The 11937-nt window shown below is 38.8% G+C and carries 11 protein-coding genes; 7 read left to right on the forward strand and 4 right to left on the reverse strand.

Features of this window, described 5'->3' with window-relative positions; translation table 11 throughout:
* The first annotated feature begins 243 nt into the window (after nt 1-243).
* From J2X77_RS09270 to J2X77_RS09285, 4 genes are all read left to right on the forward strand, one after another.
* Complete coding sequence (locus J2X77_RS09270) at nt 244-981, forward strand: electron transfer flavoprotein subunit beta/FixA family protein (RefSeq protein ID WP_310080449.1); 738 nt, start codon at nt 244-246, stop codon at nt 979-981.
* A gap of 20 nt (nt 982-1001) precedes the next feature.
* Nucleotides 1002-1976: an electron transfer flavoprotein subunit alpha/FixB family protein gene (locus J2X77_RS09275; RefSeq protein WP_310080451.1), complete on the forward strand. Its 975-nt coding sequence runs from the start codon at nt 1002-1004 to the stop codon at nt 1974-1976.
* A gap of 116 nt (nt 1977-2092) precedes the next feature.
* The gene (locus tag J2X77_RS09280; protein ID WP_293955751.1) at nt 2093-2719 is read left to right on the forward strand and encodes a bifunctional nuclease family protein; all 627 of its coding nucleotides are present in this window, start codon (nt 2093-2095) and stop codon (nt 2717-2719) included.
* A gap of 43 nt (nt 2720-2762) precedes the next feature.
* The gene (locus J2X77_RS09285; RefSeq protein WP_307187411.1) at nt 2763-4115 is read left to right on the forward strand and encodes a nucleoside permease; all 1353 of its coding nucleotides are present in this window, start codon (nt 2763-2765) and stop codon (nt 4113-4115) included.
* A 349-nt stretch (nt 4116-4464) separates the two neighbouring features.
* Here the strand turns inward: J2X77_RS09285 and J2X77_RS09290 are convergent, their stop codons facing one another.
* From J2X77_RS09290 to J2X77_RS09300, 3 genes are all read right to left on the reverse strand, one after another.
* Complete coding sequence (locus J2X77_RS09290) at nt 4465-6024, reverse strand: calcineurin-like phosphoesterase family protein (protein WP_310080454.1); 1560 nt, start codon at nt 6022-6024, stop codon at nt 4465-4467.
* 344 nt (nt 6025-6368) lie between these two features.
* Nucleotides 6369-6788 (reverse strand): hypothetical protein, encoded by a 420-nt coding sequence (locus J2X77_RS09295; RefSeq protein ID WP_209576593.1) that lies wholly within the window; start codon nt 6786-6788, stop codon nt 6369-6371.
* Nucleotides 6789-6962: 174 nt separating this feature from the next.
* On the reverse strand, nt 6963-7535 hold the full coding sequence (locus tag J2X77_RS09300; RefSeq protein ID WP_310080456.1) for an NlpC/P60 family protein: 573 nt from the start codon (nt 7533-7535) through the stop codon (nt 6963-6965).
* A gap of 277 nt (nt 7536-7812) precedes the next feature.
* Here J2X77_RS09300 and J2X77_RS09305 point away from each other — a divergent pair, with 277 nt between their 5' ends.
* On the forward strand, nt 7813-8709 hold the full coding sequence (locus J2X77_RS09305) for a DMT family transporter (RefSeq protein ID WP_307187414.1): 897 nt from the start codon (nt 7813-7815) through the stop codon (nt 8707-8709).
* Nucleotides 8710-8918: 209 nt separating this feature from the next.
* On the opposite strand, the gene mtaB is transcribed toward J2X77_RS09305, so the two are convergent.
* Complete coding sequence (gene mtaB / locus J2X77_RS09310) at nt 8919-10241, reverse strand: tRNA (N(6)-L-threonylcarbamoyladenosine(37)-C(2))-methylthiotransferase MtaB (protein ID WP_310080459.1); 1323 nt, start codon at nt 10239-10241, stop codon at nt 8919-8921.
* 268 nt (nt 10242-10509) lie between these two features.
* Between mtaB and J2X77_RS09315 the strand changes: the two genes are divergently transcribed.
* Nucleotides 10510-11331 (forward strand): thymidylate synthase, encoded by an 822-nt coding sequence (locus J2X77_RS09315; RefSeq protein WP_209576601.1) that lies wholly within the window; start codon nt 10510-10512, stop codon nt 11329-11331.
* A gap of 65 nt (nt 11332-11396) precedes the next feature.
* Entirely contained in the window at nt 11397-11891 is a 495-nt protein-coding gene (locus J2X77_RS09320; RefSeq protein WP_209576603.1) for a dihydrofolate reductase, read from the forward strand.
* The last annotated feature ends 46 nt before the right edge of the window (nt 11892-11937 follow it).

Below are 11937 nucleotides of genomic sequence, written 5' to 3' on the forward strand. Positions count from 1 at the left end.
ACAAAATGACAATTTACTGACGAAATAAATGAATTGCCAAAAATCACTTGTTCAAAATATAAAATTACAAAAACAGCAATAAAAGAACTGCATATCGTATAATATCAAAAAAAATAAAGGAAAAATACTTAAAAATTTCAAAAATATTCAATATAGACAACCTGTTATCTCAAGGAATTTTGGTTGATCGGAAACTTTTTAATTAAATGAAAATATGGTAAGTTTGGGTAAAACCAATCGTATATGAAAATATTAGTTTGTATAAGCAATGTCCCTGACACTACATCCAAAATCACTTTTACAAATGACAACACTGCATTTAATACAGCTGGTGTACAATTCATTATAAACCCTTATGATGAAATTGCTTTATCTAAAGCAGTAGAATTGGCTGAAGGTGGAAAAGGAACCGTAACTGTCATCAATGTGGGTGATGCATCGACAGATGCAACCATTCGAAAAGCATTGGCAATTGGCGCAGATAGCGCTGTGCGGATAAATGCCGTTCCCCGAGATGCTTGGTTTGTTGCGAATCAAATAGCAGCATATGCCAAAGACAAGGCATTTGACTTAATTTTAACTGGTCGTGAATCTATCGATTACAATGGTGCTCAAGTGGCGGCAATTATAGGAGAATTGCTACACATCCCATCCGTTTCGATAGCCAAAAAAGTCGAGGTTGCAAGTGATATGGTGACCGTGGAGCGTGAAATTGAGGGTGGGAAAGAAGTGTTAACGGCCAAGTTACCACTCGTCATCGGTACAGCCGAAGGTGTTGCTGAGCCTAAAATACCCAATATGCGTGGTATTATGAGTGCACGAAGCAAACCGCTGGACGTGGTGGAACCGTTCTCCGTAGAACTTCTTGCTCACATTGTCAACTATGAGACACCAGCTCCACGAGGTACGGTCAAACTTGTTGACGCTACTGAGGTAGAAAAATTAGTTTCTCTTCTTCATGATGAAGCTAAAGTTATTTAATCTTTAAACGCTAAAACACTATGTCGATACTTGTATATGTAGAAAATACCGATGGAAAATTCAAAAAATCTGCTTTTGAAGTTGTTTCTTACGCCAAATCCATCGCTGATAACATACAGACTGATGTTGTTGCAATTTCAATCGGAAATGTCGCCGAAGACGAACTTGCTGCTTTGGGCAAATACGGTGCTTCGAAAGTATTAAATGTCAATCAGGAACAACTTGCTTCTTTTGTAAACCAAGCTTATGCTAGTATCATCGCAGAAGCTGTAAAAAGTACGGGTTCGAAATTGCTTGTCCTGTCCAATTCATTTTCCGGAAAAGGTCTTGCTCCTCGCATTGCAGCCAAATTGGAAGCTGGTCTGGCCGATGGCGCGCTCGAATTACCGCACATTACGGACGATAAACTGACGGTCAAAAAAACGGCGTTCTCCAATAAAGCGTTCGCTACGCTCGAACTAACCTCGGATATAAAGGTCATCGCACTAAATCCAAATGCATATGAAATAAAAGAGACCGGTGGTAATGCCACTGTCGAAACCTTTACGCCCAATATTGACCAACTTGATTTTTCCACCGTGGTTAAGGAGATTGTGCGCGCAACAGACAAAGTTTCTCTACCCGAAGCTGAAATTGTGGTCTCTGCAGGCCGCGGTCTCAAAGGCCCCGAAAACTGGGGAATGATTGAAGAACTTGCGGATGTGCTAGGTGCAGCTACCGCATGTTCGAAACCTGTGTCCGACGCCGGCTGGCGCCCCCATTCGGAACACGTAGGACAAACAGGTATTGTAGTAAGCCCTAATCTCTATATTGCAATTGGTATCTCTGGGGCAATTCAACATTTGGCCGGGGTGAGCTCCTCGAAAACCATTGTTGTCATCAATAAAGATCCCGAAGCCCCATTTTTTAAAGTTGCCGATTATGGAATTGTAGGGGATGTATTCGACATCGTTCCAAAATTGACGCAAGCACTGAAGGCTTATAAAGGTATCTAAACGTTTTATCCCATATATTCTCCCCATTTATTGAAAATGAATGGGGAGTTTTTTATTGGTTATAATTGCATATAAAAGCAAATTTATCTAAGTTTGTAAACCGGTTTGAAATTAAAATGAAGAAAATCAGATTAGATATCGTTGGTTTATCCTATAGTCAAACCCAATCAGGGGCTTATGCCCTGGTATTAGGTGAAGTGGAAGGCAACAGAAGATTACCCATCATCATCGGCAGTCACGAGGCTCAAGCTATTGCTATTCGGATAGAAAAAATGATTCCTAGTCGCCCGCTGACACACGACCTATTTCAATCCTTTGGAGAATCATTTGGAATTCGGCTTATTGAAGTTATTATCTACAATCTAATTGAAGGGATATTTTATGCTAAAATGATCTGTTCCGACGGCAACAAAATTGTAGAGATTGACGCACGCACTTCTGATGCTGTTGCACTTGCAATACGCTTTGAAGCGCCCTTGTATGCCTACGAATTTATTATGTCCTCTGCAGGAATTATTATTGAAGGACATGATTTCGCATTTTTGGAAAATATGGACAAATCCAACAAAGTCCAGGATCCAAGTGTTGTTGAGGTCGAAGAAAAAACACCTTCCAAATCCCCACACAATCCTTTCTCCTCATTGACAAATGAGCAATTGGAACAAGCACTTAATCAGGCATTGACCGAAGAAAACTACGAACGGGCGGCGTTGATTAGGGATGAGATTTCCAAAAGGAAATAGTGCCTTTCATTAGAGCAAAACAAAATTTTAAATAACATCATTTATGTCTATTAAATTAAGATTGACCATCATGAGCTTCTTTCAGTTCTTCGTCTGGGGAGCATGGTTGATTACAATAGCGAACTATTGGTTTGGCACAAAGCAATGGGATGGTACGCAATTTGGAGCCATTTTTGCAACAATGGGAATCGCATCTCTATTTATGCCTACACTGATGGGAATCATTGCAGATCGGTGGATAAATGCAGAAAAATTATATTTTATTCTTCACTTATGTTATGCAGGTGTTTTATTCTATTTACCTCAGGTAAATGATCCAAACACCTTTTTTTATGCGATGCTTGCGGCGATGTGTTTTTATATGCCGACTTTGGCGCTATCGAATTCCATCGCTTATACTGCACTAAATGAAAACAACTATGATCTGGTCAAAGCTTTTCCCCCTATCCGGGTATTTGGCACGATCGGTTTCATCGTCGCGATGTGGATCACCAATTTAACGGGTAGCAAAGCAACGGCCTTTCAATTTTATATCGCCGGAACTGCAGCGTTGGCATTGAGTCTCTACGCGTTTACGTTACCAAAATGTCCACCGAAAAAATTACAACAGGAAAATGCTTCTTGGACACAACTATTGGGCTTAGAAGCGTTTAAACTCTTTGGAAATTATAAAATGGCTTTATTTTTTATTTTTTCCATGTTCTTAGGCGCAGCACTCCAGTTGACCAACGCCTACGGTGACGTATTCTTGGATGAATTTAAATTCTACCCCAAATTTGCAGAATCTTTCGTCGTGAAATATTCGACGATCATTATGTCGATCTCGCAGATATCCGAAACGCTCTTTATTCTTGCTATTCCATTTTTCCTTAAAAGATTTGGTATAAAAAAGGTGATGCTGATTTCGATGTTAGCCTGGGTATTACGTTTTGGATTGTTCTCCTTTGGTGACCCTGCTGGCGGGCTTTGGATGATTGTATTATCCTGCATTGTATATGGCATGGCCTTTGATTTTTTTAATATTTCAGGCTCACTGTTTGTCGAAACCTCCACAACCTCCAGTATACGCAGTTCTGCCCAAGGTTTGTTTATGATGATGACAAATGGTTTTGGCGCCGTTGTAGGCAGTTTTGCTTCTGGGTGGATCATTGATCAATACTTTACCAAAAGTTTTCAGCATAGCAAAGATTTAGCCCAATACCTGGACACAACAGTGGATAACACTCACTTTCTGCACTTCTTAAAGGAAAGAAATATCTCGATCTTACCTGACGGTGTTTTAAGTGGCAATCTTATGCTAAAAGACTGGCATGATATCTGGCTTGCATTTGCGCTGTACACCTTTGTTATCGCAATTCTTTTTGCCTTATTCTTTAGACATAAACACGAGCGTTAACCGCTAAGCTTAAACTAACAAAAGCCGCAATTAGCGGCTTTTTTTTGCAAAAAGACAGATCGCATGAATGGATCGTATTTTATTGCTATAGATGTTTTTTTAATAACATAGGCAGTCGTTTATAACAAAGTTTAAGCACATTTTACCACGACGGGGTTAAAAACAGTGAAAGGTAATCTGGGGAGATTACCTTCACTTTAAAAACAAACTAAATTTTCAGACGTGTTTCACAACAGATCTACACATTAACCCTAACTCTTTATGAATCAAAAATTACTCTATACAAATATAGGAGACATATATTAAGTGTATCTTAAGCTATCTTTAAACTTAAAACAACGCTAAAGATTTATCTCACCTCTATCGTTTTGGTTGCCACATGCGCTCTATTGAAAAGATCGATCGCCTGAACTTCAATCTGATATTTGCCTGCTTTAAGTTTTGGCAGATTAGTGCCCCATAAATGACTGGATTTTTCAGGATTGGAAGGTCTACGGGTGTGCTTCAATTCAATTGCTGTATCATATTTAGCCAACGAATTTAAAAATGCTGGATCATTTTCATTTACAAAGTCCATTTCTTTCCATTCCCCCTGATTGATTCTATACCTGACCTTATCGCCCTCCTTTCCAATAAAAAAATTAGCGTATATCGGATATCTTTTGGTGTACTTTTCCGGAATAACCGAAGCGCCGTATAGGTCGATCTGATACGATGCCGGCTTACCGACAACCTTATAATCGAAAGTATATTGATTACCATCAATTTTCAAAATAGCATATCCTTTTGGTGTACCATCCCGCATCGTAGAAACAGGAATCCCTTTCTCATTCAACTCGCCAGAGTACCAATCACCCGATGTAGTGCCTACGTTATATTCGTGATGTGCCTTTTCCTGTTTCCATCCGTCTTTTTGCCCATAAAAATACTGCCGCTGAAAGTGTGTATGTGCCGATAAAGAAAAGGTATGCTTAAATGGAGCGAGAATATCGAAAAGACGTTGTCTATCTTCGTTACGAAAAACATCTGAGTTCTGATGGTATAAAGGAATATGAAACGCCAGCACAATTAATTTGTCTTTGGCAACGTTTTTTAAGTCATTTTCCACAAAGTCTAACTGATCTTTCCGAAAGCCACCTAAATAACCTTTTTCTGTGCGTGGGTTCGGATAAATAATATTGTCTAGGATAATAAAGTGCGCATTCCCATAGTTAAATGCATAGTTGTTGGGACCAAAAGTTTTCTCAAATGATTCATCGGATAGGCTATCTACTTTGGCATCATAGTTCATATCATGGTTTCCCATGACATTATACCATGGCAGCCCCATGCCGGAAATTACCGATTTATATTTTGGTTGTAGGGAAAGATCGTCACCCACCAAGTCGCCTAAGCTGATGCCAAATTTTGCTATTGTCTTATCCGAAATTTCATTGATCACCCCGTTTTTGAAATAAGCCAGTTCTTCCTCCGTGTAAGCCTGTGGATCACCGAAAACAAAGGCTGAAAAGTTTGAATCCTCTTCTTGCTGATACAAAGCAAAATTTACAGCAGCCGGGATCTTCCCTGTAGCAGTTACGGCAGGGTATTTAGAAACCGGACTGCCGTTCAATTTATGGATATAATAGAATTTTGGATGATTATTTTCATCCAAAGGCAAGGCATAACCTGCCGGTTTGACGACGAAAATGATATTGTCATTCCCAATGGGTAATTGATAATTACCATCTTTATCTGTGGTAGTTACTTCACGTCCGTTACTAACGGAAACAGACGCAATACCTTTTTCATTTTTATCTAATTTTCCGTTTTTGTTTACGTCCAAATAAACCTTTCCTTTTGCAAAATCTTGTGCATGCGTAGCATGGACGAATGCCCAGGAAATTGCTAATGCCAAAAATGTTTTCATATGTTATTTTGTTTTGGCGCTAAAGTATTCCATTCAGGTTAAAAGAGTATAAAGAGAATATCAAGAATTCATCAAGAATCGAAGGGTATATCATCCAATCTACTTACTAATTAACACATATTTAATACTAAAGTAATGGGTATATTCGTACTTTATATGTTTTCATCGGAATGAAGTCCCTATTAGCTCCCATAAAGTACCTGTTATATTAGGCTGTGTTAGTAGATTGACCTATGTTCTTGCTTTGCAGTCTTAGATAAATGTTCCGAAAAAAAAGGGTAGATACAAAAAAAGAGAAACCAATTGCTTAGTTTCTCCTTTTACCCTTAGGGTCTATATCTTAACTACCTTGCCTGCGCGGTCGCCAACATGCGGTTGACTTCATCAATCATAGACTTTGCCGCGTCATGCATGCGCGGATTGCCTGCGAAATCCGCATCTAAAGTTACATGTTTGGATTTATCTTTGTAATTGAATTCCAGATAAAAACGTGGAACCTTAGAATTTGTCGAATCCTGCTGCCATTCGGGACCTGTCATATCGGTATCCAAATTCCAAAAACCCAGCTCCATCGCTTTGCGATGTAAATATAATAAATCGTCTTTTGTAAATTTTACAGTATCGGTAATTAAAGAATCTTTTTTGTCTAAATATTTATAGATACGCGTTTTTGAATTGTATTCGTTGACCATGTGGTTCGGCTCGCCGTATTTGAATTCTATGGATTCAAAATCAGCAAAACGAAAAGGGGCATTTTTGATCATATTACTATAATAATAAACACAATACATCAAAAACGGCACAATAATACAAAGGCCCAAAAAAATCTTCTTACTCTTTATTGTCATTGCTATAAATTTTGACAAAAATAAGGATTTATATAGGGTATAAAAGTTTATATCAAGATATGACATAAAACCTACATGAGCGAATGCTATCTAAATACTAGGGGAGCCTGCATCAACAAAGGTCTTGGCATACCAGCTATCAGAAAGATCAGATATAATAACACCCTTACGCGTTGACACATGCACAAACTTATTATTATGAAGATATACACCAACATGATCTATCCCGTTACGCCCAAATGAAAAAAACACAAGATCCCCTTCTTGAAGTTTATCCACCCTTTTTCGCTTTACAACTCCTTCCATGTCACGGGAGGTGCGTGGCAGATTGCCTTTATACACTTCCATGTAGAGCAGATTTACAAAGCCCGAACAATCCACACCGGATTTGCTCTGTCCGCCCATACGATGCGGTATGCCCATCCAGTCATCAATAAAAGAGTAAAGGTTTGGATTTAGCCTTTGGGCACTCACGTTAAGCAAATCGGCATAACTGTCAAGCCGAGATCCCGAAAAGGACCTTCCTCGCGCTGAACTAGCATCTGTCAAAACGCCACCCTTAGCAGGATGAGAATTAGCGATAAGTACTTTTTTCTTTGTTGAACAACTGCTCAAAAATAGAACTACACCCAAAAAGAAGACAAAATAAAACCTAACAATCATGCTGTTCAATCTACGTTGTTGCCTAACAAACTTAAGTAAATTGCTATTTATATGCAATACATTTACCGTTTTGCTAAAACATTTTACGGTAATAACCCCTTTTATCCACCCATCGAAAACCGTTGATTATTGATAACATAATTTTCACCAATGAAGTCTTAGCTAAAGCTATTCCATTGCGATACCATAGTGGAAAGATTCCTTTTCTCGATAAGAACGTCAGATCAGGAAAAGAATTGTTCAGAAATCGTAACTTTGGCGCCTAATTTATTTGAGAATGGAAAAATTAAAAGGTGCATTAGCTGTCTTTTTAGGTGCAAGTAGTTTCGGAATACTATCAACGTTTGTAAAAAAAGCTTACGGTAAGGGACTGACTTTAGGCGAAGTAACGGGAATCCAGGTTTTGTTTGGCATGCTTATACTGTGGCTTATTTATATTACCATCAAACTCTTTTCGGCAAAGTCCTTTCAATCTTCAAAAAAGAAATCTTCCTGGGTCAAGATATTAATCAGCGGTACTTCTACCGGTTTGGTGAGTGTTTTTTATTATAAATGTGTTCAGCTCGTTCCCGCTTCACTAGCTATAGTCTTGCTAATGCAGTATATCTGGATCGGTGTGCTCATTGAGTTTATCTTTTTCAAGACAAAACCGTCAAGAAACAATCTGATCGGCATTGGAATTGTACTTATTGCAACGTTATTAGCGACTGGACTCATCGAAAAAGGATTACAACAACTCAATTTAACGGGTGTGTTATTCGGTCTTTTGGCGGCGACTGCCTATTCGGTGTTCATGATTGTAAATGGGCGTGTAGGCAATGACTACCACCCCATTCAAAAAAGTGCTATTATGGTAACAGGTTCTTGTATCCTGATTTTCACTTTATTTCCACCGAATTATTTATTTAATGGTCAATTTGATGATAATTTTTTCTATTTTGGATTGATACTTTCTTTATTTGGCACGGTCATTCCGCCTTTATTGTTTGCTTATGGTTTACCCAAAACTGGATTCTCATTAGGAGGAATACTGAGTTCGGCCGAACTGCCTGTAGCGACCTGTATGTCATTTTTCATCCTTCATGAAAGTGTATCGACTGTTCAATGGATCGGTGTGCTTTTGATCTTGGGTACCGTTATTTGGTTAAATGCAGCAAAGAGCAGTTCACATTAGAGGTACCAATCACCTTTTAGTCAGATAGCTGCACTCAATTTGACGATATCTATCCGAATACAGCAATCAAAACTTCGTGATAGCGTAGAGAGAAACAAAAACAAATGAAAATCCTTTCTGGCCAATAACAGCAGAAAACTTGCATACAAAAAAGGCAATCTTATTTAGAGAAGATTGCCTTTTTTTGTATGTTATAAATCTTTATTGAACTAATGTACCAATGTCTCTGGAATTTCTTCCACCTCGACTTCACAGGAATCCGTTACTTCCATAAATTTAACCGGCACAACCTCATTTACCAATAATGGATCGTATAAAGTCCGCACTTTAACATAATTTTTAGAGAAACCATGCATGTAACCGTCTTTCTCATCAGCCTCAAACAATACGGCTCCAATTTCTCCTAATTGCGATTCATAGAAAGCACGACGCTTCTTCTCGGAAAGGATATGCAACATTTTGCTCCGATCACTACGTTGAGCTCCTGGTACAGCGCCCTCCATTTGTGCGGCAATCGTATTCTCTCTTTCAGAATATGTAAACACATGCAAATACGAAATCTCCATATCGTTCAAGAAATTATACGTATCGATAAAATCCTCACGTGTCTCTCCCGGAAATCCAACAATGACGTCAACGCCTATACAGCAATTGGGCATCAGAGATTTGATAAACGCGATGCGCTCTGTATAGAGCTCCCTTTTGTATCTTCTGCGCATCAAACTCAGAATTTTATTGCTTCCAGACTGTAAAGGCATATGAAAATGTGGAACGAAACGTTTTGATTGCGCTACAAACTCAATAATATCATTGGAAAGCAGATTGGGTTCTATTGAGGAGATACGAATTCTATCAATACCTTCGACATCATCCAATGCTTTTACCAGATCAAGGAAGCGGTCTTCTCGCTTACCATCGCGGATACCAAAATCGCCAATGTTTACCCCTGTTAACACAATTTCTTTAACCCCGGAAGCTGCAATTTCTTCCGCCTGTCGTACAATTTCTTCAATCTTACCGGAGCGGCTTCCGCCGCGCGCTAGGGGGATCGTACAAAATGTACATGAGTAATCACATCCGTCCTGTACTTTTAGGAAAGTACGCGTACGATCACCAATCGAATAAGCAGATACAAATTGATTGGTCTCATCAATCGGACCATTATAAACGATTGTCTTTTCCTGTTTGGTCAAATCATTGATATGCTCAATAATATTAAACTTTTCAGCAGCACCCAAAACCATATCTACACCAGGGATCTCGGCGATCTCTTTTGGTTTTAGCTGCGCATAACAACCAACAATCGTAATATAAGCATTGGGAGAGTGCTTTAAAGCTTCCTTAACCACTTTTCTACACTTCTTGTCAGCATTATCCGTTACCGAACATGTATTGATTACATAAACGTCAGCACGACTATTGAACGCTGTGGTATCATAGCCCGCTTCTTTAAATAAACGACCAATGGATGATGTCTCCGAATAATTCAGTTTACACCCAAGTGTATAAAAAGCTACTTTTTTATTCTCCATAATATTTTGCAAAATTACATTTTTTTTCACTAACCCCTCTTATCATTTTGAGTTTTGACTTTCTCGTTATAAGGATTTTCATTAGTTTTGACTATCTTGAAAGGCTTAATGCATCAACAGCTTATCAGAGGCTGACGAAATCAAATTCGAACACCATGCATTCAAATATCTCCCGATTGAGAATCAGACATATAAAATAGGGCTAATCGTTCCCACACAGTTCGATAATAGCATTGATATTTAATATTTAACAATTACTTTTTTACAGATGAAACAATATTTAGATTTACTCAGACATGTATATACGAATGGTGTTGTAAAGACAGATCGTACTGGCACAGGTACCAAAAGTGTCTTTGGATATCAGATGCGTTTCAACCTTCAAGAAGGTTTTCCTCTAGTAACGACAAAAAAATTACACCTTCGATCCATTATCCATGAGTTAATCTGGTTCTTAAAAGGCGAGACCAATATTCAGTATCTCAAAGAAAATGGCGTAAGCATTTGGGACGAATGGGCTGACGAACAAGGAAATTTGGGCCCGGTATACGGATCGCAATGGCGTTCTTGGCCAACACCTGATGGCCGTCATATTGATCAAATCGCACAAGTAATTAATCAGCTTAAAAATTCGCCGGATTCCCGTCGTATTATTGTATCGGCATGGAATGTCGCTGAAATCGAACATATGGCATTGCCACCTTGCCATGCCTTTTTTCAATTTTATGTCGCTCCAGCGCAACCTGAAAAAGGAATTTTAAAGCCACAATTGTCTTGTCAACTCTATCAGCGTAGTGCGGATATATTTTTGGGCGTACCTTTTAACATTGCATCTTACGCACTTCTCACCATGATGGTTGCCCAAGTGTGTGATATGGAAGCGGCGGAATTTATTCATACCCTAGGGGATGCGCATATTTATAGTAACCACTTTGAACAAACGGAACTTCAGTTGAGCAGAGAGCCCAAAGCGCTACCCCAGATGAGAATTAACCCCGAAGTAAAAGATATTTTTGATTTCAAGTTTGAAGATTTTGAATTATTGAACTACGAATCACATCCGCATATCAAAGCTCCGGTTGCTGTTTAATAATGACGGCAGCTAATTTTGCAACAATATTCTTTTAGAGGACGAATAATCACATTATATCAAAAATGAGCAACCCAACGATCACATTAATTGTCGCTGCATCGGACAACAATGCCATCGGAATCGACAACAAGATGCCTTGGCATTTGCCAAACGACTTTAAATATTTCAAGAAAAATACCATTGACCATTCTGTACTGATGGGAAGAAAGACATTTGAGTCCATAGGTAAGGCATTACCGGAAAGAAGGAATATTGTCATCACACGCAACGCAGATTTTCAAGGCGAAGATATTGATGTCGCTAACAGTATTCAGGAAGCACTTTTATATTGTCGCGACGAGCGCGAGGCATTTATTATTGGGGGTGCAAACATCTATCAGCAGGCCCTTCCACTCGCCAACAAAGTACTTTTGACACGGGTGCATACCACCATCAAAGGAGATGCTTTCTTTCCTGCATTACCATCCGAAGAATGGGAATTGGTTTCCTCAGATTCGCATCAAGCAGATGAAAAACATGCATTTGCTTATACCTTTGAAGTTTATACAAGAAAATAGATACGTACTAACTAAATCAGGACGAACAGCTATAAAGAAGCTCGCT

This window comes from Sphingobacterium sp. 2149 (genome assembly GCF_031455655.1).
Taxonomy (GTDB): Bacteria; Bacteroidota; Bacteroidia; order Sphingobacteriales; family Sphingobacteriaceae; genus Sphingobacterium.